This window comes from Epilithonimonas hispanica, from assembly GCF_003385395.1.
GTDB lineage: Bacteria > Bacteroidota > Bacteroidia > Flavobacteriales > Weeksellaceae > Epilithonimonas > Epilithonimonas hispanica.
This window is the reverse complement of sequence record NZ_QNUG01000017.1, coordinates 38,798-63,796: the sequence shown is the minus strand read 5'-3', so window position 1 is coordinate 63,796 and position 24,999 is coordinate 38,798. Positions and strand designations below refer to the sequence as shown.

Genomic DNA, 24,999 nt, shown 5'->3' with positions numbered 1-24,999 from the left:
TTTCTTGCCATAAAACAAAATAAACTTCTGAATTTCAGAAGTTTAAAACTATGTGGAGAATACGGGGATCGAACCCGTCACCTTTAGACTGCCAGTCTAACGCTCTAGCCAGATGAGCTAATTCCCCATTCGGATTACAATGATAAGGATTTTACCTGAACAAATATTAAAAACTTATTGAAAATTTAAAATAAAAAAATCGGGCTCAAATCAATTTGAACCCGACTTCTGTAAAACGTAAAATTTAAAAATATGAAATCAATTTTGATTTGATTTTAAATATTCATCAATGATATCAAACGCTCTTTTCTCTTCATTGATATCAACTTTAATAAAAGTATTGGTTGCAGTGGGAGTTGATAGAAAACTTAAGTAAGAATTTTCAACATCACATTTGATTCCTGCATCTTCCAGCTTAGATTTCATAAGCTGAATCTCCTGTGGACTGCTACTTTCGTAGACAGCTACTCTAGTTGTTGCATCCATAATTTTTGATTTTGATTTTGTTAAAGCATAGCAATTTATGAAAAAAATATCAAAATCTAAAATTCCTTATATTAAATTCTCAAATATTGAATTAATTTTATCTAAAATAATCTGGATTTCTTCTTTCGTTACATTAAGATGCGGACGGAATCTCAAAGACTGGTCACCACAAGTTAGAATGATAATTCCTTCATCGTAAAGTTTGCTTCTCAGCCATTCTCTGCTTTCTCCATCTTTCAAGTCAAAAGCGCACATCAAACCTTTTCCTCTTGCCGAAGAAATATGGTTTGGATATTTTTGTTCTAATTGCTTCAAACCATTTAACAAAAACTCGCCTACAACTCTAGAATTCTCTACTAGATTTTCATTTTCAATAATTTCTAAAACCAATTGAAAACGAAGCATATCGATGAAATTACCTCCAAAAGTAGAATTGATTCTAGAGCTTTCTTGGAAAACGTGAAGTTCTACTTCATCCAACTTTTCTTTGTTAGCAAGGATTCCACAAACCTGAGTTTTCTTTCCAAAAGTAATCACATCAGGAATAATGTCAAGATGTTGGAAAGCCCACATTTTTCCCGTCATTCCGATTCCAGTTTGAACCTCGTCAAGGATTAAAAGGATTTCGTTCTCATCACAAATTCTTCTTAGTTCAGTAAAAAATTCGTTTCTGAAATGATTGTCTCCACCTTCCGCTTGGATTGGTTCGATAATCACGCAAGCCACTTCATCAGGATTCGCCAAAATCGCTTCTTGGATATGCAATAATGCCAATTGCTCGTGCTTGATGGTTTCTTCCAGATTATCATCTGTAATTGGGAAATTCAGTTTTGGATTGGTAATTCTTGGCCAATCGAATTTTGGAAAATATTGATGTTTTCTTGGATCAGAAGTGTTGGTCAATGATAATGTATAACCACTTCTTCCGTGGAAAGATTGTTTGAAATGGATAACCATCCCCGCTTCTTTTTCAATATTCTTTTGCCAGTTTTTTCTGGTTTTCCAATCAAAAGCAGTCTTCAAAGCATTTTCAACAGCCAAAGCGCCACCTTCTACGAAAAAGCAATAAGGCAATTCTTTTGGAATCGCCACTCTGGAAAAAACGTCCATAAAATCAGCATATTCCTGAAGATAAACATCACTAAGCGTTGGTTTGTAAATCGCCATTTTCCCCAGCCAATTGGCTTTTTCCAAAATGTAAGGATGATTATATCCAACAGAAGCGGATGCAAACATAGAAAACATATCGAGATATTCTTTGCCAGTCAAACAGTCTACGATGTAGGAACCATGGGATTTTTCATAATCCATTACAAAATCGAAACCATCTGCAAGGATGTGTTTTCCGAGTGTTTCTTTTACTTTATTTTCGTTGGTTGTTATCATATTTTGTATTTTTAATTACAGTTTTTTTCAAAATAATTTGACGTTTGTGTAGGGACAAAAGTTGCATTATAAAAATTCCCATTAAAAACATATACTCCATTTTCCAAATCATAAGATTTAGAATCAGTCTTATGATAAATATTTTTGGAGAATGCCATATAAAAAGCACCATTAATAAAGAATTTTCCTTTTAGAAGATTTTCCTGAGTATCATAATCAGAATAGACAACTTCAATTTTTCCATTGACATTTCCATTTAAATCATACCTCCATTTTATAACTTTGGTAAGATTTCCATTTTCAACAGTCAAAGTTTTTATAAGTCTGTCATTTGTTTTTTCCAGAATTTGATTACCTGAATATCCATATGTATAAATTACTGGATCAGAATTTAAAAAGGGATATTTTGAAGTAACTTTTCGACTTATAATTTTACCATTATCAATAACAAATTCTTTATCATAAGGCCTTGTTGTCATATTTACTGAAACTTTAACTGAAACTGTATTTCCTGAGTATGTGATTTCGTCTGATGCAATATTACTTAGATAGAAAGCACCTAGATCTCCTGATGAACCTGCAACTAAACTTCCTATTACTTTATTGATCCTTTTTTGAGAATCATATTCAAAAGTGAACTTGCTGAAGTTGACATCAAAACTAGAAGTTGATATTGTCACATCATCAAATTGATAATTGTATGTTTTTGCGGTAACAATTCCACATTCATTTTGAGGAGTTTTGAAATCATCTTCATTTCTAGAACAAGATAAAAATGATAAAAATGCTAATGTTAAAAAAATACATTTTTTCATTTATAAATCGAATTTAATCCCCTGTGCTAAAGGTAAGCTTGTGGTATAATTGATGGTGTTAGTCTGTCTTCTCATATAATATTTCCAAACATCGGAACCAGATTCTCGTCCGCCTCCAGTTTCTTTTTCGCCACCAAAAGCACCTCCGATTTCTGCTCCAGAAGTTCCAATATTCACGTTTGCGATTCCACAATCTGAACCTCCGTTTGACAAGAATAATTCTGCTTCTCTTAGGTTTTGAGTCATAATTGCAGAACTTAAACCTTGCGGAACATCGTTCTGTAAAGCAATTGCTTCATCCAGATTTTTATATTTAATCAAATAAAGAATTGGTGCAAAAGTCTCGTGTTGAACGATTTCATAACTGTTTTCAACCTCAGCAATGCAAGGTTTTACGTAACATCCAGAAGTGTAATTTTCACCTTCCAAAACACCACCTTCAACGATAAATTTACCGCCTTCCGATTTACATTTATCGATGGAATCTTGATATTGTTTTACTGCAGATTTGTCGATAAGCGGACCAACGTGATTAGTTTCATCCAACGGATTTCCGATTTTCAATTGTCCGTAAGCTTTTACCAAACGGTTTTTAACTTCATCATAAACAGATTCGTGGATAATTAATCTTCTTGTAGAAGTACATCTTTGTCCAGCCGTACCCACCGCACCGAAAACCGCGCCGATGATTGACATATTAAGGTCTGCATTTTCTGTAATGATAATCGCATTATTTCCACCTAATTCCAAAATGGATTTTCCGAAACGTTCTGCAACATTTTTCCCTACAATTCTTCCAACTCTAGTAGAACCTGTAAAAGAAACAAGGGCTATTTTTTTATCATTTACTAATTTATCTCCAATCTCGTGGTCAGCAATTACCAAGTTAGAAATTCCTTCCGGCAAACCATTTTCTCTTGCAACTTCAGCAAAGATATATTGGCAGGCAATTGCACAAAGCGGTGTTTTTTCAGAAGGTTTCCAAATGACAACATTCCCACAAATCCAAGCTAAAGCTGCGTTCCAGCTCCATACTGCAACCGGAAAATTGAAAGCCGAAATCACTCCAACAATCCCCAACGGATGATATTGTTCGTACATTCTGTGCCCAGGTCTTTCAGAATGCATAGTATAACCATGGAGCTGACGAGACAAACCAACTGCAAAATCGCAGATGTCAATCATCTCCTGAACTTCACCCAGACCTTCCTGCAAAGATTTCCCCATCTCGTAAGAAACGAGTTTACCCAAATCGTCTTTGTATTCTCTCAATTTATTTCCAAATTGACGAACCAAATCTCCTCTTTTTGGCGAAGGAATCTGTCTGAATTCTTTATAAGCTTCCTGCGCTTTTGCAACTACTTTTTCGTAGTCATTAGCATCAGAGGTTTTAACAGAAGCTATCAATTTTCCATTTACCGGAGAATTGCTTTCTATCTTATTACCAGATGAGAAAAATTCTAAACCAGTTGAAGTTCCGTTGTTTTCTGTTGAGATACCTAATCTTTTCAAGCTTTCTGAGATCGAAATCGAAGACATATATTTTTAATTTTTGAATTCTCTAAAGATAAAAATATAATTTGACCGGCAAAATTAAAAACTAACAATCGTTAGTAAAGAAGTTGGAGCGTTGTAGAATTTAAAGATTTGAGAGCTAAAAAAATGGAATTTTTCCTGACTTTTAGTTATTTTGAATAAATCTAAACTGTAGAATTTTTCTTATTTTTGTGAAAAATAAAAAATGGAAGACCAGCAAGAGACAAGCGAAGAAAAGAAATTGCCGAAGTGGAAAAGTCTGCTAAAAAAGTTTGGAATTGGTGGAATTATTTTTTTTACGGTAAAAGGAATTATCACTTCTACATTAATTTATTTTCTGGGGAAAAATTTTTGGATAATTATTAAAGATTATGTAGCACAATGGTTTAATTAATAAAGATCTTCTTTTTTCGAAAATAAAAAATCCAAAGAAAATTTTCCGGAGCCTAAGATCAACAATGTGAGGTAAAAGAAAAAGTAAACCAAACTCAATTCTTTTGCCGCATAGGAATCTGAACCATGAACGACAAAAAACGCAACAAGCCAAGCATTGTTATCATTAAAGGTATTGCAGCAAGCCTTGTTATGAATCCAAAAATTATAAAAACAGAACAAAGAAGCTCTGCAAAAACCACCAATACTAAAGAAATTGCAGATCCTAGTCCTAGAAAATTTATAAATTCTATATTATCATTCGCAATTAATTTCTCGAATTTAGGCAAAGCGTGAGTCAGCATTGATATTCCTACAAAGAGTCGAATTACTAATATCAATCCGTTTAAAACGTTATCATTCACTTTTGTAGAATTAAAATTTCTCATTATTAAAATCGAATTTAACTCAAAGCTACAAAAAAATCCTTTATAGAAAAGGATTTTAGATGATTTTAACGGTAACCAAAATTTTTGAGATCTCTATCATTTTTGCGCCAGTCTTTTTTGACTTTTACAAAAAGATTAAGATGAAGTTTTTTATTAAAGAATTTCTCAAGGTCAATTCTAGCCTCGGTTCCTACTTTTTTGATTGCCTCGCCTTTGTGACCAATGATGATTCCTTTCTGTGTGTCTCTTTCGACATAGATTATCGAATCTATGATAATAACACCTTCTTTTTCTTTGAAAATCTCCGTAACTACTTCTACAGAATAAGGTATTTCTTTGTCATAATTAAGAAGAATTTTTTCACGGATTGCCTCATTCACAAAGAATCTTTCGGGTTTATCTGTGTACATATCCTTGTCATAATAAGCCGGATTCTCAGGCAACATTTCCTTCAATTTTGGAAGAATAACATCCAAATTAAAATTGTTAAGTGCCGAAATTGGAAGAATCTCTGCCTTAGGAATTCTCTCGTGCCAATCTGTTGCTATTTTTTCTAGATCCTGTTGATTGGTTTGGTCGATTTTATTTAATAGTAATAAAACGGGAACAGGAATTTTGTTCAGCTTATCAATTAAAAATTCTGATTGTTCACTTTTATCTGTCACATCTACAATAAACAAGAAAACGTCCGCATCTTGCAAAGAATCTTTTACAAAATCCATCATTTTTTCCTGTAAACCATATTTTGGATCCAAAACGCCAGGAGTGTCAGAAAATACGATTTGAAGGTCTTCTTCATTATAAATTCCGAAAATTCTATGTCTTGTTGTTTGAGCTTTTTGGGTTACAATCGCCAGCTTCTCTCCCATCAATTGATTGAGAAGTGTAGATTTTCCGGCATTAGGTTTCCCTACAATATTTACGAATCCTGCTTTGTGCATTGTTGTTTTGAATGAAATTGAAATAGGCTACAAAGTTACGATTTTTTAAAGGAAGACCTCACATTAACACAACAAAAGCGGAAATCAATATCAAAAATCTAGCTTCAGGAATCTATTATCTTAAAGTAGATGGACAATCTGTTCAGAAGATTATTAAAAAATAAGCTTTAATTCATAACAAAAAAATCGGTTCAAATTTGAGTCGATTTTTTTATTTAAAATCTTACCTTTGATGCTTCACATTTATTCAAATAATCATTTATGTTTACAGACAAAGAAATCTCAGAAATCAATCATCTTCTTGTTCCGGAAAGCAACATCGTTATTGTAACGCATCATAATCCCGACGGAGACGCCATTGGTTCTTCTCTTGGTTTGAAACATTATTTGAAAACAAAAGGAATAAATGCAATTGTCATAACACCAAACGATTTTCCAAAATTCCTGAAATGGATGCCCGAAGCGAAACAAATCGTTATCGGAGAATATAAAAGAAAAGTGGCTGGCGAAGCTATTTATAATGCTGATGTTATCTTCTGTTTAGATTTTAATTCACCAACCAGAATCGGGATTCTTGGCGATTGGGTTACCAAGTCAAAAGCGAAAAAAGTTTTGATTGACCATCACCAGATGCCGGAACAATTTGATTACATCTATTCTGACACCACAGTTCCTGCGACTTGCCAAATGGTTTATCACTTCATCCAAGCAAACAACGATGAAAACCTTGTGAATATTGATATTGCACAATGTCTTTATACAGGAATAATGACAGATACAGGTGGCTTCCGATTCCGTTCTACGAGTGCTACGACTCATAGAATTGTTGCAGAACTAATTGAAAAAGGCGCTGATCCAGCAATAATCACGTCAAACACTTGGGATACAAATACAATCTCTCGACTTCATTTACTTTCTCTCGTTCTTAGCCGAATTGAGTTGACGAAAGAAGGAAAAGTTGCCATTCTTTGGCTAAAACGTTCTGAACTAAAAGAATATGGCTTTGACAAAGGCGATACGGAAGGTTTCGTAAATTATGGATTAAGTGTTCTTGGAACTAAAATGGCTGTTTTCTTTATGGAAGACCTTTATGAGGATTTCATCAAGATTTCTTTCCGTTCTAAGGATTCTGTGGATACGAATCAATTTGCAAGAAAACACTTCAACGGCGGCGGACACATCAATGCTTCTGGAGGAAAGTATTTCAAATCGATAGAGGAAACTATTTCTGATTTCAAAGAAAAAGTGGAAGCTGAGGATTTTTAATCTAAACAATCTTTCAACAACATATTTGTCATTCTGTGAGAATCTGAGCATTTTTTAGATTTTTATTGAATGACATTTTTTTTAATGTAAAATCGTCGAATTATTGACAGAACCCATAGCCCCGATAGTAGCGGCATCCTTTTTTGTTATTGCGATTGCCAAAAAATTCAACAGATTGCTTCACCTCGTTCGCAATGACAAAAAAGATATAGCGGATAGCGGGATTAAGCTCCTAAAAATTTATCTTAACAAAACGAAAATCAGCGCAATAATTGCAGGTAACGCTTGAACAAAAAATATTTTCTTTGGAGCTGATAATGCACCGTAAATCCCTGCGACAATTACGCATCCAAGAAAAAAGACAGCAACATTTTTTGACCAATTTTCGTCACAAATAAAAAAACTCCAAATCAATCCAGCTGATAAAAATCCATTGTAAAGTCCTTGATTAGCAGCCAAACTTTTGGTGGGTTTGAAAAGTTCTGACGGAATTGTTTTAAACGTTTTTTTGCCAAGTGTTTCCCATGCAAACATCTCCATGTAAAGGATGTAGAGATGCTCCAATGCGACAATCGCGATGAGGATTTTTGAGATGATTTCCATTAGAAAATAAGTTTTTTTGGTAAATGATGTAGTAATTCTGTATTAATAATCGAGGCACAAATCTCGGGTTTTTCCCAATGTCCATTGTGTCCGCAATCTAGGACATAAGATTTGACATTGGTTCTTTCCGGAAGATTTTTGATTGTTTTCTCAGAGTTGACAGCAGAATCGTGTTTGCCTGATAAAACAAGTATTTTTCCTTCAAAGTTTTCTAAAACCGATTTTCTATCAATACGTTCTATCATTCCTTTTTGCGATGCTAAAACACCTTCAACGGAAGATGTGTAAGCGGTTTCCTTTGCGAGTTTAATTTTAGATTCAAGAATATCATGTTCGTTTGGGTTGAAAAGATTGGGAACGCCTGCGTTGACAAATGCTCTGAGATTTTCTTTGATGATTCTCAGTCCTTTTCTTCTGGTTTCTTTCTTTGCTTCGTCATCAGCAAAATAAGTGGAGAAAAACAAAGTAAATGATTTCAAAAGCTCAGGATATTTTTCCGCAAACGCCAAAGAAATATAACCGCCCATCGAATGTCCCAGCAAATGAAATTCTGTCAAGCCCAATTCATCCGTAACTTTTTTGACTTCTTCAGCCATTATTTCAGAAGTTTGAATTTCTGCAACAACATCAGATTTTCCAAAACCTGGCAAATCAATTTTTATCAGCTTGAACTTCTCTGACAGAAACGGAATCATATCATCCCAAATTGAGAGATTTTCCATAAATCCGTGAAGTAAAACTAAATTTTCTGAACCGTTGCCTTGTATTTCGTAATTGAGCATATTTTTATTTTTTAATGGTCTTTCCTTCGCCAAGCTCAGGATAAACTTCGCCTCAGACAGACAAATTCGCTATTGAATTTTGATAATAATGTCGTCTGCAAAACCTGCTTGGTTTACAGATTCGTGCAGTTTGAAAGTTTTTCCGCCATCTTTTGTTGAGAAATTTCTTGTTCCGTTTCGTACGTCTAATTTTCCATCATTATAATCGGAAATACTTTGCGAAATCTTTCCGTTAAATTTAAGATTTTTTGAAGAAGTCACTTTTGCAGTTCCTTCGATTTTCACAAAATTACTTCCTGCTTTGTTTTCGCCAGAGATTTTATATTGGTCTTCGCCAGTTTTTGCAAAGCTAATTTTACCATTTCCAGCAATCATATCGTGAGTTAGGCTGTGTGTTCCCGACAAATCTTTAAAAGCTCGACTCGCCAAAATACTATCGTTGATTTTGGTTCTTGCGACATTGATGGAATCAATGATTTTTGCGCTGTCAACTTTTGGAGAATTAGTTTTTTCAGATTTTTTACAAGAGAAGACGGAAAGCAAAATAGCAATCGGCAAAAGATTTTTCATTGGTTTAATTTTCCTCTAAAATAAATAAAAAAAGAGCTTCTGGAAAGAAACTCTTAAAATAGTTGAAAACTTTATCAAAGATTTTAACTTTGACAAAATATGTTTTAAAATCAATTGTTATTCTTAAAATAATCAATACCACATTTCAGGAACTTTTTGAAATCTTCTTTTGGCATATATCCAGAAACAGGCGAATTAATCACTTTTTGGTCTGGCGTAACCAAAACATAATGTGGCTGAGAATTGTTATTGAAATTAACTTGTTGGAACAAGCTCCATTTGTCTCCTATTGTTTTCACTTTCTTCATTTGACCTTCTCCCATATCGATTTTTATTTGTTCATTTTCAGGCAATTCTTCTTTGTCATCCACATAAACCGAAGCAATGATTAAGTCATTTTGAAGAATTGGCAAAACATCATCCTGGCTCCATACAAACTCCTCCATTTTTCGGCAATTTTCACAACCGTAACCTGTGAAATCTATCAAAACTGGCTTATTTTCTTTCTTCGCCACTTCAATTGCTTCAAAGTAATTATGATAAGGTTTCAAACCCAGAATTCCGTCTTCTTCTTTGTGGAAATAACTAACATTTAACGGAGGCAAAATCCCGCTTAACATTTGTAATTTAGGTTTTTCTGAAGGAATCAATCCTTGAATCAAATATCCAATAAATACAATCCCAAACACACCAAGAATTCTTCTCGTTAAAGAAATTTTCGGTTTTTTATCATCGTGTGGAAATCTGATTTTACCGAATAAATAAACAACTAATCCAATTGCGATAATAATCCAAAGTGCAATAAAAAGCTCTCTTTTCAACAAGAATGTTTTGGAAACCAAATCTGCTTTTGACAAGAATTTCAAGGCTAAAGCCAATTCAATAAATCCAAGAACAACTTTCACGGTGTTCATCCAACCCCCTGATTTTGGTAAACTTTGTAACGCTTGAGGAAACAACGCCAATAATCCGAAAACCAATGCCCAAGCCAATCCGAAACCAGCTAGAGCAAACGTCAGTAATGTCGGAACATTAGTCGCTCCAGCAACAACGCCGCCTAATAAACTTCCTAAAATTGGACCTGTACAGGAGAAAGAAACAATCACTAAAGTCAATGCCATAAAGAAAATCCCAATGATTCCACCCGCTTCCTCAGCTTTAGAAGATTTATTGGCAATCCAGCTTGGCAAAGTTATTTCGTAGTAACCGAAAAAACTTAGAGCAAAGAATAAAAATATAGCAAAGAAAAATAAGTTAAGCCAAATATTCGTCGAAATCTGATTGAAAATATTCCCCGAAATTCCATCAATAATATGAAACGGAATACTCAATAAAACGAAAATCAGGAGAATGAAAAATCCGTAAATAAACGCATCTCTTTTACCTTTTGCTTTGTCTTTGTTGCCTTTTGTGAAGAATGAAACCGTCAACGGAATCATTGGGAAAACGCACGGTGTGAGCAATGCAATTAGTCCACCTAAAAATCCTAATCCAAGAACCAACCAATTATCGTTTTGAGGCTTTTGTTGCTCGGCTCCACAATTCGTTAAAGGATTTTTGAAGTCCAAAGAATTAATTTTCAAACCTTCTTGTTTTGCAACTGTTGGAGCTTGCGCTTCAATGTTTGTCGGTTTTAGAACCGTTCCAACTTTGCCCATAGGAGCAACTTCGTAAATCGTATCTTTTGTTTTCTCAACTTTTTCTTCTTGTGCAACCGCTGTTTTACTTCCTTCAATTTGTTTTTCAAATTCTAAAGTATTTGGTGCCAGACAAACACGGTCATTACACGTCTGATACATTATTTCAGCTGTAATTGTCGCAGGTTTGGAAGCATCTTTCGGTTTGAATTTCTGCTTGAAAACCACTTTATTAGAATAATAAACAATCTGCGCTCCGAAAGCTTCCGAAAACTCATCGTGCTTTTTCCCAATTTCTTTAACTTTCCCGATTAATTGAATGCCTTGTTTTGAAGTGATTTTAAATTCAGTTGGAATTCCAGAATCTGGTGGCAAATCTTGGGAATAAATGTGCCATTTATCTTCAATAGTTCCAGTTAAAACAGCTTCATATTCGTCTTTTCCAAGAGAAACCACGTCGAATTTGAACTTAACCGGATTTTTTATCTGCGCATTGAAAATGGTTATTATAAATAGAAAAAGTGTTGACAACACTAGTTTTAAATCTTTCATTTTATTTAGTTTTAACCACATAAGCACAATAGATTTTCTTTTTACAATATTATAATTAAAGGTAAAATAGATACCTTGGAATACTATGTGTCTATGTGGTTCAGTTTAATTTAATTGTTCGTAATATTTATTCACAAAAGTCTGTTGTCCTTCTTTAAAAATATTGGTTACATTGAAATTTACCAAAATTCCTTTTGGAACTTTCAAAAGATTCATATAATTAAGAACCTGAGCTTTATGAATATCGTGAAATTCTTTAACTGATTTAATTTCGATAACAATCGAATCTTCAATAATAAAATCACATTGGAGACCACAATTCAAATCAATATCTTTATATTTTACAGGAATAACAAATTCAGATTTAAAATTTATATTTTGAATTCGAAATTCTTCTTTTAATGCTTTATGATAAACAATCTCCAACAAACCAGGACCTAAAGTTTTATGAACTTCGATACAAGCTCCCAAAATTTTATAGGTCAATTCTGTTATTTGTTTTTGTGTCATAAACTATTTAATCTTTTTTTCAACATAGAAAGAAATTAAACTACGTGCCTATGTGGTTAAACTCCAACTTCCAAATAATCTGATGAATTTTCAGTTGCAAATCTTCCGTCTTGACGAAAAGGTAAAACACCTAAGATTTGTTCATCAGCATCACAAAGAAGCCAGATTTTTTGCTTCGCTAAAATAGACAATTTTTCATCCTTAAAAAACTTCGAAATTTTCTTTTTACCAATCATTCCAATAGGAAAAAACACATCACCTTCTTGTTTTCTTCTCAATTTCAGAGGTAATTGAACTTTTTGTTTATCGATTTCCCAAAAACAATTGCCAAATTCTTGGATTTCTTTTTTAATATTTTCAGGAATAATGATATGATTTTCATTAATCTGTAAAAATATTTCGTCTTTATTCTTTCCTCTTTTTTCTTTTTTCTTCTCAAAAATCATTTCATTTCGATTAATGATTAATTGAAATTCAGAATTAAAAAATGAGCTTCCAGTTTGAGCCGTCAGAACTTTTTGCATTTCGTTCTCATCACTAAAACCAAATCTTTTCAAAATCTCATATCGAATCAACTCAGATTCTTTTGAGAAATTTTCTTTATCAATAATAACTTGACTTTCCGAAGAATTTATCTTTAGAATTTTAATTTTATTGTCAACAGATTCATTAATAAAATCCTTAGCTTGATTAATATAATGGATGCTCTTTGAAAAATTAGTCAGAAAATCTGAACTGATTTTTTCCAATTCCGGAACAATATTGTGTCGGATTTTATTCCTCAAATAATCTGTTTTCTGATTGGACTTATCTTCACGAAATTCAATCTGATTCTCTTTCGCAAAATCATAAATTTCGTCCTTAGAAAAATCAAGAAGCGGGCGAATAATACCGTTTTCATTGGCAGGAATTCCACTCAAACCTCGGATTCCTGAAGCTTTGGAAAGATTAATTAAAAAAGTTTCCAATTGATCGTTTAGATGATGAGCTGTAACCAAAAATTCTAGATTTTCTTTTTCCTGAATTTCTCTAAAAAATCGATATCTCAATTCTCTGGCCCAATTCTGAATAGAATTTTCCGGTTGATTATCATTTTTCGAAACTTCATACAAATGGAAAGGAATTTTATGTTTTTTGCAAAAGTCAGAAACCAACTTCTGGTCTAAGTTAGAATCCTCATTACGAAGATGATAGTTGATGTGCGCAATATGAAAATTAAATCCTGAAACCTGAAATAAATCAGCCAAAACCATCGAGTCAACACCTCCACTTACAGCCAAAAGGTATGTTTTTTGTTGTGATTGGCTCAGCAATTGCTCTAGAACGTTTTGAAATTTTAATATACTTAACACAATTTTATAACGAAATACTAAGTTATATCAGCAAAGATACAGTTATTAATTCTTACTTTTGAAACCATAAAAAAACTAATAATTATGAAGTCGCCTGTGCGATTCCAAATTATCAATTAAAAACAAATAAATATTTACTATGAGATTATTTAAAATTTTGACAATTACTGCAATGGGACTTTCTCTTGCATCTTGTGTCAGCCAAAAAAAATTCGATGCGCTTAATCTGAATTACAAACAATGTATCGAAGATGCAGGTGAAAGAATGCGTCAAATCCAAGACTTAAAAGGAGAAAACTCTTCTCTAAAAGGTCAGAATGACTTGCTAGTTGGCCAAAACAACGCTCTTAAATCTAGTTTGGACGCTTGTTTATCTAACGCAGGAAAAGGTTCTGCAAACATTGATAAATTGGTTGGAGAAATCAATGCTTCTAATTCTTACATCAAGCAATTGATTTCCGGAAAAAGCAAAAACGACAGTTTGAATCTTGCTTTATCTAACAAACTAAAACGTTCTCTTGACAACGTTGCAGACCAAGACGTGGATGTGAAAGTATTGAAAGGTGTGGTATTGATTTCATTATCAGACAAGATGCTTTACCAAGTTGGAAAATATGATATCCAGCCAGCTGCAGCAGATGTTTTAGCTAAAGTAGCTAAAGTAATCAACGATTATGACACTTACAGTGTGTTGATTGAAGGTAATACCGATAACACACCATTGAACAGTGCTAATGCACCAAAAGACAACTGGGATCTTTCTGCTCTTAGAGCAACTGCAGTTGCTAAAGTTCTACAAACTCAGTTTGGTGTGAATCCTAATAGAATCACGGCTGGTGGTAGATCTGAGTACAATCCTAAGACTACTAATGCTTCAGTTTCTGGTAGATCTGAAAACCGTAGAACGGAGATCATCATTATGCCAAAATTGGATGAGTTTATGAAACTAATGGACATTGCTCCAGTTAAAAAATAATTTGGTCAGAAGTCTGATGTAAACTAAATCTAAAAAATAAAAACCTTGTCAGATTTTGGCAAGGTTTTTTTGTTTATTAAATTTGAACTTTAATCCTTTGAACAATGAGTTACTTCGAAGAAATGGACAAAGAAATGGATCGCTATCTGGAAGAAACAGCGTCCGAAGAGCCTGCCATTTTAAAAAAATTAAGAAAAGAAACTTACCAAAAGACCACACAACCGCATATGATCTCTGGTTATCTGCAAGGTCGATTACTGAGTATTCTATCACATATCATCTATCCAAAAAATGTTTTGGAAATTGGAACTTTTACAGGTTACGCCGCTTTGAGTATGGCGGAAGGATTACCAAAAGACGGTAAAATCTTTACAATCGACAAGAATGAAGACTTAGCTTACATTCCTAAAAAATATTTTGCAGAAAGTGATTATAAAGACCAAATCGAATTCATTTTAGGGGACGCGAAAGAAGAAATCAAAAAATTGGATAAAATCTGGGATTTGATTTTCATTGATGCAGATAAGGAAAGCTATTTGGAATATTTGAAACTCATAAAACCTAATCTACGATCAGGAAGCATTATTCTTATTGATAATGTTCTTTGGTACGGAAAAGTTCTTGAAAATAATCCGAAAGACAAGCAAACTGAACAAATCAAACTCGTGAATAAAATAATTGCAGAAGATCCGGATTTCGAAAATCTAATCTTACCTTTGCGAGACGGATTACACCTGATAAGAAAGAAATAATTCGTATTTTTAAATTCATAATTGATTGAAATGACAAAAGGCATTTGTAATGTTTCCATTGCTCCAATGAGAGCCGAAAGTTCTGACAAAAGCGAAATCGTATCGCAACTTCTTTACGGAGAATCTGCGGATATTCTAGAGGTTAAAGATAATTGGACCAAAATAAAAACTCATTACGATAACTACGAAGCTTGGATAGACACGAAGCAAATTTCTTCTGTTTCAGACGAATTTTTGTCATCAAGAAAAGTCAATCTTGTGAAAGAACCTTTCCAATCTGCAATGTTGGAAAATGGCAGAACTTTGGTTTCTATTGGCTCAGAAGTTTCTTTTGATCCCATTTCTCCAACTCGCGGCGCTAATCTGAGTGAAAGCATTGTGAATTGCGCCAAAGAATTCCTAAATGTTCCTTATTTATGGGGTGGAAAAAGCTTTTTCGGAATTGATTGCAGTGGTTTTACACAAATCATCTATAAAATTCACGGTATCAAAATTCCGAGAGACGCCTATCAGCAAGCAGAAATTGGAGATGCTTTAACTTTTATTGAAGAAGCTAAACCTGGCGACCTTGCCTTCTTCGAAAATAAAGAAGGAAGAATACATCACGTTGGGATTATCCTAGCAGATCAAAAGATTATTCACGCGCACGGAAAAGTGAGAATTGACAGTCTGGATTCATCAGGAATCTTCAATAAAGATCAAAATAAACATACGCATAAATTAAGATTTATCAGATCTTATTTCTAAATAAAAAAGCTTCCAAATTGGAAGCTTTTTCTATATTAAATCAATATATTTTAAATTAAATTTCTCTTCTTAGCCTCATCAGCCATTTTTCTATGAGTGATAATATTAGTTATCAAAATTGGAAAAAATGTCAATGGCAAAACCGAAAATACTCCGAATCCTTTTGTAACTGTAATATATAAACAAGTCGCCAAAAGCAAAACAAAAATCACTGAGAAAGACAGCAAAACCGATTTAGTCAATTTCACATTTTTCAATAATTCTTCATCCGTGAGTTCTGATGCTGGTTTTATACCTTTTGATTTCATCGTTTTTGGTTATTAATTTTTTTAATTAAAGTTTGAATTCCAATTTCACATTGAAGAATCTTCCCGTCAATCTTACGGGAACCGGATAATACAATTGAGGAGTCGAATTCACATCGCTGATCCACTGATTCGCAATCGTATTATTGATATTAAATGCATTGAAAATCTGAACACCCAAAGTCAGTTCTTTGAATTTGCCCCAGAAATTTCCGCTTGCCTTATTATCTTTCTGATCGATGAAAACCTTAGTCAAACCAATATCAACTCTTTTGTAAGCTGGCAAAGTTTTCTGATATCTATAAGCCGCTAAATAATCCGGCAATCCGTTTGAATCAAACAAAACTGGTGTTCCAGAAGGCAATCCACTAGCATAAGTCAAAGTCAAATTAACTCTCATACTTGGGAACTTTGGCATATAATCCTGATAGAACATAGAGAATCGGAAACGCTGATCTGTAGGTCTTGGGATGTAACCTTTCCCATCTATATTCTCATAAACTCTCGCATAACTCGCAGAGATATAAGAATCTATCCCCGGAACAAATTGCCCGTATAATCTCGCGTCTAATCCGTAAGCATAACCTTCGGCATTATTTTTACCAGAATATCTCACTCTCACATTATCCATATAATATGGAATCAGATTTTCCATCTTTTTGTAGTAAGCTTCGGTGGTTAATTTGAAATTCCTTTCTTTAATCTTAAACTCATAATCGTTTGCCAAGATAATCTGATAAGATTTTTGAGCCTTGATATCAGTATTGAAAGCTCCTGTCAAATCCTTAATTTCTTTATAAAACGGTGCTTGATAATAAACACCTCCAGCCAATCGGAACAACATATCCATATCCCAATCTGGCTTGATGGCAAATTGCGCTCTTGGACTAAACAAAGTCTCTTTGTTAAAACTCCAATTCTGGATTCTTGCACCTCCATTGATGAAGATTCTGTTTCTTCCCCAATAGAATTTTTTGGAGAATTGCGCATAAGCAGAAACTCTGGTTGTATTAATATCGTTTTGTCCAGCAATGTAATATTTAAGATTAAGTGCAGAGGTATCTAGATTTCCGGGAATTACAAAATCTCTTGGATTGCTGTAACCAATTGAATCTACAAACTGCCACTCATTGGTAAAATCTTTGATGGTTTCTCTTTCGTACTTCACTCCTACTTCGATATCTGTATTAACATCTGGAGAGAATTTGGTTCTGAATTGTGAACCTGCAACTCTTACTAACAAGTCATTTCTAGCGTGATCTATCTGCCCACCAGCATCATAACCAGCAACAGGATTTCCCTCCTCATCAAAAGCTTCTAGAATATATCCCGAAGCCAAAGAATAATATTCTCTTTCTCTGTTCTGATAAGCAAAATTATCTAGGGAAAAATGCAACTTTTTACTTGGTTTGAAGTTGACACTCACGGTTCCCATCATATTTTTGTACTGGTCATCTTCTTGTCCATTGTAGAAAACCGTCAGTTTCAAAGGTCTCAAAACACTTCCAAAATCCACTTCTTTTTCTTTCGGAATCATCTCATAATCATTCTTCGCAAAATAACCTAAGAAAGACAAAGACCACTTATCATTGAACTGATAATTAAGATAAGATTGCAAATCAAAATATCTTGGATTGAAATCTGTATCTTCATTCAAAGTATTAAGAACAAGATTGGTATTTCTGTAACGTCCAGAAATCAACCCTGTGAATTTTTTATCCTTTGATGCAAAACCAGTAGTCAATCTTCCGCCAATTAAACTCGCTTCTCCGGAAACTTCGAATTTCTCGGGCTGTCTGTAATAGATGTTCAATGCGGATGACATTTTATCACCATATCTTGGTTCGAATCCACCAGCCGAAAAGTTGATTGTAGAAACCATATCCGGATTCACGATACTCATTCCTTCCTGCAAAGAGTTTCTGATGAGGAAAGGACGATACAGTTCGATATCATTAATATAAATTAAATTCTCATCATAGCTTCCACCTCTTACCATATATTGTGAACTCAACTCTGCATTGGAGTTTACAGAAGGTAAAGTTTTTAGCAAACCTTCTACTCCACCTGCCAAGGAAGCCACTTCTCTTGCTTCTTTTGCAGAAATCTCTACCGAAGTAATATCATTGGTTTTGAATTTTGCTTTTTTCTGAAAAACAACTTCCTGAATCTCTGTAGCATTAACTGCGGGTAAAAAGAGAACATTGATTGTTTGAGATTTGGGAGATGTTTTGATAGTTTTAGAAAAACCTTTGAAGTTTTCTTTTTGAACCTCTAAAGTTTGTTCAAAATCCGAAAGTGGAACACGCACAAATCCATTTTTATCGGTCTGATAGGTTTGATTATTATAAGTTACCTGAGCCTCAGAAACTGGTTTCCCGTCTTCTTCGTTCAGTACTCTTAGATTAATTTGAGAAAATGCCAAAACTGGCAAAAAGAAAAGAATTAAGAGAATATAATTTTTCAATGTTGTAGTTTTTTATCTGAATTTATTTTTAATGCAATCTTGAATGAACAAAAATAGCAATTAATACAAAGAACGAAAGAATATTTGTAAATCTTATACGAAAAACTGAATTTAATAAAAAAGTCCGGCAAAACCGGACTTTCAATTCTTATAATATAGCTTCTCTGATTCTCGTCAGCTTTCCAAGTAAGCCATCCAAAAGATCCAATTTCAACATATTTGCACCATCAGATTTTGCTACTGAAGGGTCTGGATGTGTCTCGATGAATAATCCATCTGCGCCTACTGCAATTCCTGCTTTTGCAATCGTTTCAATCAATTCTGGTCTTCCGCCTGTAACACCAGAGTTCTGATTCGGTTGTTGAAGTGAGTGTGTAACATCCAAAATCACCGGAGAATATTCTCTCATCGTCGGAATCCCACGGAAATCTACTACCAAATCGCTGTAGCCAAAAGTATTACCTCTTTCGATAATCGCTGTTTTATCATTGCCTGAATCTTTCACTTTCTGAACAGCAAACTTCATAGCTTCCGGAGAAAGGAATTGTCCTTTTTTAAGTGTCACTGCTTTTCCAGTTTCAGCTGCAGCAATCAACAAATCGGTTTGTCTTACCAAGAAGGCTGGGATTTGCAAAACATCCACATATTCTGCCGCCATAGCTGCGTGAGGAATCTCGTGGATATCCGTTGTTGTAGGAACATTGAAAGTCTCTCCTACTTTTCTAAGGATTTTCAAAGCTTTCTCGTCACCAATTCCTGTGAAAGAATCTACTCGGCTTCTGTTCGCTTTTTTGAAACTTCCTTTGAAGATATAAGGAATATTGTATTTATCGGAAAGCTTCACGATATGTTCTGCGATTTGCAAAGCCATTGTTTCATCTTCGATAGCGCAAGGTCCAGCAATCAGGAAAAAATTCTTGGAATCTTTGTGATGAATGTTATCAAGATATTGTATCATTTATTTTTGATTTTATAATTATGAATTTTAGATTTTAAATGTTCTAAAATCAGGATACAAATATACGGAATTAATGCAGGAAAATCTTTTCACATTCAAACTATCGAAAGAGTTGAGATTATCTATTTCTCAAATTTATTGATGATTTTCTCAAACGTATTAGCATTCCTGCTCGTCATTTTATCTTTCAGACTTTTCTTGCCCAAAACCTTACCGAAAGATGAGTTGAGGGTTTGGCCTTTTGGAACTTGCCAATAGAATATCCCATTAATCATTTTCCCTTGTTCACCTTCTTCTTTGGTAGCTTTTTCGAATTCTTCTAATAAAATTTCTTCTACTTTTTCACTTCCGATGAAGATGTAATTATGAAAATTTTCGATAGGAGAAAATGGATTATTATCGAAAATATCTTTAATCTCATTCTCATCTTTGATAAACAAAAAAGCTTCGTAATCGAAATGTTGTGACATTGCTTTTTCTAATATTGTCTTCAGTTCTGTTGAGTTTTTATCAGATTGAAATAAAACATTTCCACTCGCCAAAACCGAAGCAACGTTTTTCATCCCAGCATCGGTAAAGACTTTGCAAACATCAGCCATTTTCATATTAGTTCCTTTGACATTGACACCGCGGAGGAAAGCACAGAAATTTTTCATAGATGTTAGATGTTAGATGTTAGATGTTAGATGTTAACAAAATTACATTATAAACTTAGACCAGATGATATTAATTAAAACAAAAACCCTTTCAAAGTTTGAAACTCCGAAAGGGTTGATATCATTTTTGAAGAAAAGTTTTTATTGAGTTACTTTCATCAATTTCTTTGTAATCTCATCCATCTTTTCACCTTCGTAAGTCGTGTCATAGTCCTTCATAATATCGAAAAGATAAGAGTAGAACGATGTTACTTTCTGTACATCATCAGCTTTTTTGTAAGCTTTTTCTTTACCCATCTCTTGCAAATCCTTAATAAATGTATTGAATCTTTTATCAATTACATTCAGAGAGTTGACAAGATATTGGTAGCCTTTTTCTTTCTGTCCAATTTTATTATAAGCATCGGAAACGGCACCAACAACTAGAGAATATTCCATTGGTTTAGTTTTCATCTGTCTTGCAGCATAAACCTGAAATTGTGGTGACAATCTGGTGTAATAATCATATTCTTCGAAGATGCCTTTCTTAAGATCTTCTGCCAGTTTCAAACCTTTTTGCTCTTGTCCTGCAACGATGTAAGCATAAACAATAGAGCTCAAAGATCTTGGATCATTATATTTTGAAACCGGAATTTCTCTGCTTGCTAAATCAAGAACTTCAATCGCTTTTTGCTTTTCACCTTTCAGAACCAAAGCTTCTGCCGCTCTACTTGCAGACGATCTATAGCCCGCTATATTCTGCGTACAAGTCTCATCAAAATGAGTTTTAAGGTCTTTGAAATTACCCCATTTGTAATTTTTCACAACGTTATAGAGCTCATCCGCATTTACCATTCCAAGCTCACCACTCACAGATTCTTCTGTTTTCACAGGGACCAATCTGTAACTGAATCCATCAAATTTCAGATAATTGGATAGGAAGAATAGATTGCTTGGATCATAGATTCCGCCGCTTGAGAAGTTGATTGGGCGTTTCCAATCGAAGTTCGCCAAGATATCCATCATCAAAATATTGTTCTTGAACATGCTGGATCCTTTATAATTAATCACGATTTGCTTCTCTGCTTTTTGAGCTTCTGCTGGCGTGATGATTCCTGCTTTCACAGCATTATTAACATTAACAGGAAGAACAAATTTGGAAACCGGTAAGAAGTTGAATTTCTCATAACGTTCTTCTCCAAAAATCATTTTAACGATTTCGTCTTTCTCAGGCGATTTCATTTTCAAGAAATTTACAGCTTCTTTTAAAGTGATTGAATCCTGAGTTAAATATTTTCTAAAAGCAGCAAACTCTGTATCTGGCGCACCTTGATCTTTTAGATTAGCAAAGATATTATTCCAATCATCTTTGGACATCATATAAACTTGATCATTGGAACCTTCTCTATAATCCTCGTGTGTCAATGTTGATGGAACTGGCATAGAATTATACGTTCTTCTTTTAACCTGATCAATATTCCAAGGTGTGGAAAGTAACGTAAAGTTGACCACCTTCACATCTCTACGGAACTCTTCAGTTTCCTGAATTGCCCAAACCGGATAGGTATCATTATCTCCGTAAACGAACATAATATCGTTTTTCGGAAGTGATTTTAAACTAGAATAAGCATAATCGTAAGCCGCGTATCTATTACTTCTGTCATGAACATTATAATTTTGAAAGCCCATCATCAAAGGGACTCCCAATAATACAACACCAACCAGAATCTGTGCACCTTTGGTTTTTACTTTTTTCTGAAGCAACCAATAGATTGCTGCAACACCCAATCCTATCCAAATCGCAAAAGCGTAGAAGGAACCAACCATTGCGTAATCTCTTTCACGAGGTTCAAACGGTTTCATTCCGGTATAGAACACAATCATTACACTTGTTAAAATGAATAATGATAATATGGAATAGAATCTTCCAAAGTCCCTGTTTAACTGAAAAAAGAACCCAATTAATCCTAATATCAATGGTAACATAAAGAATTTAACAGTACTTTCATTTTTGAATTTCGCAGGCATCTCAGCTTGATCTCCCCACATATTATTATCAATGAAAGGAATACCTGTAATGAAGTTTCCATTGGTATTTTCCATGTGTCCTTCCACATCATTTTGTCTTCCAGAATAGTTCCAAAGCAAGTATCTCACAAAGTAGAAATAATTTTGGAACGTGATAAAATAATCAAGATTCTGAGCCAAAGATGGACGTTGAACATTAATCAAACCAAATTGTTTAGCCTTCAGATAATCATCCATTTTGATGGTTCCGTTCTCATATTTCTGACGAAGCTCGTCGAAGAATTGTTTAGCTTCTGGACTTTCGGAGATTTGCTCATTTCCATAATTGAAAGTAAAATCTGGCGCACCATACATCGAGATGTAATTTGGCATAACAGATTTGTCCTCACTAAACATTCTTGGAAACAAACTAACGTGCTCTGGACTGAAAACATAATTGAATTTTTCTCCTACCAAACGATATCTTCCTGTTACAGGATCTTTTTCGTAAGTATCTCCAGTTTTCTGAGTCTTATAACTTCCGTCTTCGTTTTTCTGAATTCCGTTCGGGTCCAGATACGCTGTATAATTTTGACCATAAAGAGTTGGCCAATCACCGTATTGCTCACGGTTATAGTAATCCAACATTCCCAAAGCATTGTCTGGGTCATTAAGGTTCATTGGCGGATTTGCAATTGCTCGTATTGGGATAACCAACCAGCAAGAGAATCCAATCATCATATAAACAACTGACAAAGCAATCGTCTGATAAAGTGATTTCCCCGTTTTTCTCGTATAAGTAATGAACAAATAACAAAGAACAGACAGAATAACGAATGCAAACACAGTCCCAGAGTGGAAAGGCAAACCTAAACCATTCACAAAGAATACTTCAGACTTCCCAAACAAAGTCATAATGACTGGGAAAATAATTTTGAAAACAATGATTAAGATTAATAAAGTCACTGCGTTAGCAATCAAAAACGATTTCCAAGTGAATTTGTAATTTCTCGTGTAATAAATCAAGCAAACCGCAGGCAATGCCAACATACACATCATATGCACACCTACAGAAAGCCCAACAATAAAGAACAATAGGATAATCCAACGCTCATTGTCTTTTTCAAGATATTCGTTTTCCCATTTTGTGATGAGCCAGACAATTAACGCAATGAACATACTTGCCATAGCATAAACTTCGCCTTCAACCGCAGAAAACCAAAATGAATCTGAAAAAGTAAAACACAACGCTCCAACCGCTCCAGCAAACAAAGTTGCAATCTCTTCTGTAACCGTAATGTTTTCGAATTCTTTATTCAACAATCTTCTTACAAGATGAGTAATTGTCCAGAACAAAAACAAAATCGTAAAAGCACTGAACAAAGCAGACATTGCATTAATCACCAAAGAGTAATGTTGTCCATCACCGAATGCAAACAACGCTACAACCGCACCAACCAACTGAAAAAGTGCTGCTCCGGGAGCGTGAGTCACTTCCAATTTCACGGCTGAAGAGATGTATTCTCCACAATCCCAAAAACTGAAATTAGGTTCTATGGTTGATAAATAAGTAATGAATGCAATTGCAAAAACAACCCATCCGAGAATGGTGTTCCATTGTTTAAAAGTCCAGTTCTTCATATTGTAAAAAGAAATATCGGCGAAATTAACATTTTTGATTTAGTTATCGGTGTTTTTAACAAAAATTAAACTTTATAAATGAGTGAAAATTAACCTAATAATTTACATTCTGTCAGACTTATGTCATATTAATGTCTCAAAACCAAAAACATTGCAATTTTTTTTTTATTTTTGCAGACAGTTTTTGAGAGAAAAAATGATATAAAAAATGATGAATGTACACGATAATATTCTTGGTTTAATTGCCAATACTCCGTTGGTCAAGCTAAATCAAGTTACCAAGGACATTCCTGCGACAGTTTACGCTAAGCTAGAGTCTTATAATCCGGGGCATTCTACAAAGGACAGAATTGCGCTTCACATCATAGAAAATGCGGAGCAGAAAGGACTTATAAAAGAAGGTTCTGTAATTGTAGAAACCACTTCAGGAAACACAGGTTTTTCTATTGCAATGGTTTGTATTGTAAAAGGATACAAATGTATTCTTGCAGTTAGCGACAAAACGAAAGCTGAGAAAATTGCTTATCTAAAAGCATTAGGTGCAACGGTTTACGTTTGCCCAGCTTCTGTTCCTGCAGATGACCCAAGATCTTACTATGAAGTTGCTAAAAGAATTGCGAGGGAAACTCCTAATTCGGTTTATATTAATCAATATTTCAACGAGTTGAATATTGACGCCCATTACCAAACAACTGGTCCTGAGCTTTGGGAGCAAACAGAAGGCAAAATTACTCACCTTTTCGCTTGTACAGGAACCGGAGGAACACTTTCCGGAACTGCAAAATATCTTAAAGAACAAAATCCTGACATCAAAGTAATTGGTGTAGATGCAGACGGCTCTATCCTGAAAACTTATCACGAGACAGGAACAATTAATAAAACAGAAATTCATCCTTATCAGATTGAAGGTCTTGGAAAAAACTTAATTCCAGGCGCACTTTTATTTGATAAAATTGATGAATATGTAAGAGTTAATGACGAGATGTCAGCTTATAGAACCCGCGAAATTGCTTTGAAAGAAGCGATTATGGGAGGTTACACGACTGGTGCGGTAACTCAGGCTTTGATTCAGTATGCTAATTCTCACGAGTTCAAAAAAGATGACTTGATTGTTTTGATTTTCCCAGACCACGGTTCTCGTTATATTACCAAAGTTTACAGCGACAAATGGATGGAAGAACAAGGCTTTATCAATAATTGTTTCCACAATTATGATGAAGTTTTCAAAACAGAAATCATCAAATAAAATTGAAT

General features: G+C 34.2%; 24 protein-coding genes and 1 tRNA gene. 7 read left to right on the top strand and 18 right to left on the bottom strand.

Features of this window, described 5'->3' with window-relative positions:
- Window positions 1–53 precede the first annotated feature (53 nt).
- The 5 genes from DRF58_RS09755 to amaB all read right to left on the bottom strand — a co-directional run bounded on the left by DRF58_RS09755 (window position 54) and on the right by amaB (window position 4,226).
- Window positions 54–127: transfer RNA gene (locus tag DRF58_RS09755), tRNA-Ala, on the bottom strand.
- A gap of 131 nt (window positions 128–258) precedes the next feature.
- The gene (locus DRF58_RS09750) at window positions 259–486 is read right to left on the bottom strand and encodes a DUF2007 domain-containing protein (protein WP_116035032.1); all 228 of its coding nucleotides are present in this window, start codon (window positions 484–486) and stop codon (window positions 259–261) included.
- A 66-nt stretch (window positions 487–552) separates the two neighbouring features.
- Window positions 553–1,872, bottom strand: a complete 1,320-nt coding sequence (lat, locus tag DRF58_RS09745; RefSeq protein WP_116035030.1) for an L-lysine 6-transaminase — start codon at window positions 1,870–1,872, stop codon at window positions 553–555.
- An 11-nt stretch (window positions 1,873–1,883) separates the two neighbouring features.
- A complete protein-coding gene (locus tag DRF58_RS09740) occupies window positions 1,884–2,687 on the bottom strand; it encodes a hypothetical protein (RefSeq protein WP_116035028.1) in 804 nt (267 codons plus the stop codon).
- A complete protein-coding gene (amaB, locus tag DRF58_RS09735; protein ID WP_116035026.1) occupies window positions 2,688–4,226 on the bottom strand; it encodes an L-piperidine-6-carboxylate dehydrogenase in 1,539 nt (512 codons plus the stop codon).
- Window positions 4,227–4,428: 202 nt separating this feature from the next.
- On the opposite strand from amaB, the gene DRF58_RS09730 reads away from it, so the two are divergent.
- On the top strand, window positions 4,429–4,617 hold the full coding sequence (locus DRF58_RS09730; protein ID WP_116035025.1) for a hypothetical protein: 189 nt from the start codon (window positions 4,429–4,431) through the stop codon (window positions 4,615–4,617).
- A gap of 94 nt (window positions 4,618–4,711) precedes the next feature.
- Here DRF58_RS09730 and DRF58_RS19130 read toward each other — a convergent pair whose 3' ends face one another.
- Together DRF58_RS19130 and era are read right to left on the bottom strand one after the other, a co-directional pair.
- Window positions 4,712–4,960, bottom strand: a complete 249-nt coding sequence (locus tag DRF58_RS19130) for a DoxX family protein (protein ID WP_379883787.1) — start codon at window positions 4,958–4,960, stop codon at window positions 4,712–4,714.
- A 149-nt stretch (window positions 4,961–5,109) separates the two neighbouring features.
- The gene (gene era, locus DRF58_RS09720) at window positions 5,110–5,985 is read right to left on the bottom strand and encodes a GTPase Era (RefSeq protein WP_116035022.1); all 876 of its coding nucleotides are present in this window, start codon (window positions 5,983–5,985) and stop codon (window positions 5,110–5,112) included.
- 62 nt (window positions 5,986–6,047) lie between these two features.
- On the opposite strand from era, the gene DRF58_RS19125 reads away from it, so the two are divergent.
- Window positions 6,048–6,149 (top strand): T9SS type A sorting domain-containing protein, encoded by a 102-nt coding sequence (locus DRF58_RS19125; protein WP_116035065.1) that lies wholly within the window; start codon window positions 6,048–6,050, stop codon window positions 6,147–6,149.
- A 97-nt stretch (window positions 6,150–6,246) separates the two neighbouring features.
- On the top strand, window positions 6,247–7,251 hold the full coding sequence (locus DRF58_RS09710) for a DHH family phosphoesterase (protein WP_116035020.1): 1,005 nt from the start codon (window positions 6,247–6,249) through the stop codon (window positions 7,249–7,251).
- 240 nt (window positions 7,252–7,491) lie between these two features.
- Here DRF58_RS09710 and DRF58_RS09705 read toward each other — a convergent pair whose 3' ends face one another.
- From DRF58_RS09705 to tilS, 6 genes are all read right to left on the bottom strand, one after another.
- On the bottom strand, window positions 7,492–7,854 hold the full coding sequence (locus tag DRF58_RS09705) for a DUF1304 domain-containing protein (protein WP_116035019.1): 363 nt from the start codon (window positions 7,852–7,854) through the stop codon (window positions 7,492–7,494).
- Window positions 7,854–8,636, bottom strand: a complete 783-nt coding sequence (locus DRF58_RS09700; protein ID WP_116035064.1) for an alpha/beta fold hydrolase — start codon at window positions 8,634–8,636, stop codon at window positions 7,854–7,856. The genes DRF58_RS09705 and DRF58_RS09700 overlap by 1 nt, the downstream gene beginning before the upstream one ends.
- A gap of 69 nt (window positions 8,637–8,705) precedes the next feature.
- Entirely contained in the window at window positions 8,706–9,206 is a 501-nt protein-coding gene (locus DRF58_RS09695; RefSeq protein WP_116035017.1) for a hypothetical protein, read from the bottom strand.
- A gap of 110 nt (window positions 9,207–9,316) precedes the next feature.
- Entirely contained in the window at window positions 9,317–11,395 is a 2,079-nt protein-coding gene (locus tag DRF58_RS09690) for a thioredoxin family protein (protein ID WP_116035015.1), read from the bottom strand.
- 105 nt (window positions 11,396–11,500) lie between these two features.
- Window positions 11,501–11,905 (bottom strand): GxxExxY protein, encoded by a 405-nt coding sequence (locus DRF58_RS09685; RefSeq protein ID WP_116035013.1) that lies wholly within the window; start codon window positions 11,903–11,905, stop codon window positions 11,501–11,503.
- Window positions 11,906–11,961: 56 nt separating this feature from the next.
- Window positions 11,962–13,257, bottom strand: a complete 1,296-nt coding sequence (gene tilS / locus DRF58_RS09680; protein WP_116035012.1) for a tRNA lysidine(34) synthetase TilS — start codon at window positions 13,255–13,257, stop codon at window positions 11,962–11,964.
- A gap of 139 nt (window positions 13,258–13,396) precedes the next feature.
- Between tilS and DRF58_RS09675 the strand changes: the two genes are divergently transcribed.
- The 3 genes from DRF58_RS09675 to DRF58_RS09665 all read left to right on the top strand — a co-directional run bounded on the left by DRF58_RS09675 (window position 13,397) and on the right by DRF58_RS09665 (window position 15,732).
- A complete protein-coding gene (locus DRF58_RS09675) occupies window positions 13,397–14,233 on the top strand; it encodes an OmpA/MotB family protein (protein WP_116035010.1) in 837 nt (278 codons plus the stop codon).
- 104 nt (window positions 14,234–14,337) lie between these two features.
- Window positions 14,338–14,985 (top strand): O-methyltransferase, encoded by a 648-nt coding sequence (locus DRF58_RS09670; protein ID WP_116035009.1) that lies wholly within the window; start codon window positions 14,338–14,340, stop codon window positions 14,983–14,985.
- Window positions 14,986–15,015: 30 nt separating this feature from the next.
- A complete protein-coding gene (locus tag DRF58_RS09665; RefSeq protein WP_116035007.1) occupies window positions 15,016–15,732 on the top strand; it encodes a C40 family peptidase in 717 nt (238 codons plus the stop codon).
- Between the two features lie 50 nt (window positions 15,733–15,782).
- On the opposite strand, the gene DRF58_RS09660 is transcribed toward DRF58_RS09665, so the two are convergent.
- The 5 genes from DRF58_RS09660 to DRF58_RS09640 all read right to left on the bottom strand — a co-directional run bounded on the left by DRF58_RS09660 (window position 15,783) and on the right by DRF58_RS09640 (window position 23,745).
- Window positions 15,783–16,040, bottom strand: a complete 258-nt coding sequence (locus DRF58_RS09660; protein WP_116035005.1) for a hypothetical protein — start codon at window positions 16,038–16,040, stop codon at window positions 15,783–15,785.
- Window positions 16,041–16,065: 25 nt separating this feature from the next.
- Entirely contained in the window at window positions 16,066–18,273 is a 2,208-nt protein-coding gene (locus tag DRF58_RS09655; protein ID WP_379883786.1) for a TonB-dependent receptor plug domain-containing protein, read from the bottom strand.
- A 379-nt stretch (window positions 18,274–18,652) separates the two neighbouring features.
- Entirely contained in the window at window positions 18,653–19,462 is an 810-nt protein-coding gene (gene kdsA, locus DRF58_RS09650) for a 3-deoxy-8-phosphooctulonate synthase (protein WP_116035004.1), read from the bottom strand.
- A gap of 122 nt (window positions 19,463–19,584) precedes the next feature.
- Window positions 19,585–20,118 (bottom strand): DUF1697 domain-containing protein, encoded by a 534-nt coding sequence (locus tag DRF58_RS09645; RefSeq protein WP_116035002.1) that lies wholly within the window; start codon window positions 20,116–20,118, stop codon window positions 19,585–19,587.
- Between the two features lie 141 nt (window positions 20,119–20,259).
- The gene (locus DRF58_RS09640; RefSeq protein WP_116035000.1) at window positions 20,260–23,745 is read right to left on the bottom strand and encodes a glycosyltransferase family 117 protein; all 3,486 of its coding nucleotides are present in this window, start codon (window positions 23,743–23,745) and stop codon (window positions 20,260–20,262) included.
- Window positions 23,746–23,953: 208 nt separating this feature from the next.
- Here DRF58_RS09640 and DRF58_RS09635 point away from each other — a divergent pair, with 208 nt between their 5' ends.
- Window positions 23,954–24,991, top strand: a complete 1,038-nt coding sequence (locus tag DRF58_RS09635) for a PLP-dependent cysteine synthase family protein (protein WP_116034998.1) — start codon at window positions 23,954–23,956, stop codon at window positions 24,989–24,991.
- Window positions 24,992–24,999: the final 8 nt, after the last annotated feature.

Excerpts from the sequence above, each read along its gene's own strand:
- DRF58_RS09750 (WP_116035032.1), bottom strand. The coding sequence starts at position 486 with ATGGATGCAACAACTAGAGTAGCTGTCTACGAAAGTAGCAGTCCACAG.
- lat (WP_116035030.1), bottom strand. The coding sequence starts at position 1,872 with ATGATAACAACCAACGAAAATAAAGTAAAAGAAACACTCGGAAAACAC.
- DRF58_RS09740 (WP_116035028.1), bottom strand. The coding sequence starts at position 2,687 with ATGAAAAAATGTATTTTTTTAACATTAGCATTTTTATCATTTTTATCT.
- amaB (WP_116035026.1), bottom strand. The coding sequence starts at position 4,226 with ATGTCTTCGATTTCGATCTCAGAAAGCTTGAAAAGATTAGGTATCTCA.
- DRF58_RS09730 (WP_116035025.1), top strand. The coding sequence starts at position 4,429 with ATGGAAGACCAGCAAGAGACAAGCGAAGAAAAGAAATTGCCGAAGTGG.
- DRF58_RS19130 (WP_379883787.1), bottom strand. The coding sequence starts at position 4,960 with ATGCTGACTCACGCTTTGCCTAAATTCGAGAAATTAATTGCGAATGAT.
- era (WP_116035022.1), bottom strand. The coding sequence starts at position 5,985 with ATGCACAAAGCAGGATTCGTAAATATTGTAGGGAAACCTAATGCCGGA.
- DRF58_RS09710 (WP_116035020.1), top strand. The coding sequence starts at position 6,247 with ATGTTTACAGACAAAGAAATCTCAGAAATCAATCATCTTCTTGTTCCG.
- DRF58_RS09705 (WP_116035019.1), bottom strand. The coding sequence starts at position 7,854 with ATGGAAATCATCTCAAAAATCCTCATCGCGATTGTCGCATTGGAGCAT.
- DRF58_RS09700 (WP_116035064.1), bottom strand. The coding sequence starts at position 8,636 with ATGCTCAATTACGAAATACAAGGCAACGGTTCAGAAAATTTAGTTTTA.
- DRF58_RS09695 (WP_116035017.1), bottom strand. The coding sequence starts at position 9,206 with ATGAAAAATCTTTTGCCGATTGCTATTTTGCTTTCCGTCTTCTCTTGT.
- DRF58_RS09690 (WP_116035015.1), bottom strand. The coding sequence starts at position 11,395 with ATGAAAGATTTAAAACTAGTGTTGTCAACACTTTTTCTATTTATAATA.
- DRF58_RS09685 (WP_116035013.1), bottom strand. The coding sequence starts at position 11,905 with ATGACACAAAAACAAATAACAGAATTGACCTATAAAATTTTGGGAGCT.
- DRF58_RS09675 (WP_116035010.1), top strand. The coding sequence starts at position 13,397 with ATGAGATTATTTAAAATTTTGACAATTACTGCAATGGGACTTTCTCTT.
- DRF58_RS09670 (WP_116035009.1), top strand. The coding sequence starts at position 14,338 with ATGAGTTACTTCGAAGAAATGGACAAAGAAATGGATCGCTATCTGGAA.
- DRF58_RS09665 (WP_116035007.1), top strand. The coding sequence starts at position 15,016 with ATGACAAAAGGCATTTGTAATGTTTCCATTGCTCCAATGAGAGCCGAA.
- DRF58_RS09660 (WP_116035005.1), bottom strand. The coding sequence starts at position 16,040 with ATGAAATCAAAAGGTATAAAACCAGCATCAGAACTCACGGATGAAGAA.
- kdsA (WP_116035004.1), bottom strand. The coding sequence starts at position 19,462 with ATGATACAATATCTTGATAACATTCATCACAAAGATTCCAAGAATTTT.
- DRF58_RS09645 (WP_116035002.1), bottom strand. The coding sequence starts at position 20,118 with ATGAAAAATTTCTGTGCTTTCCTCCGCGGTGTCAATGTCAAAGGAACT.
- DRF58_RS09640 (WP_116035000.1), bottom strand. The coding sequence starts at position 23,745 with ATGAAGAACTGGACTTTTAAACAATGGAACACCATTCTCGGATGGGTT.
- DRF58_RS09635 (WP_116034998.1), top strand. The coding sequence starts at position 23,954 with ATGATGAATGTACACGATAATATTCTTGGTTTAATTGCCAATACTCCG.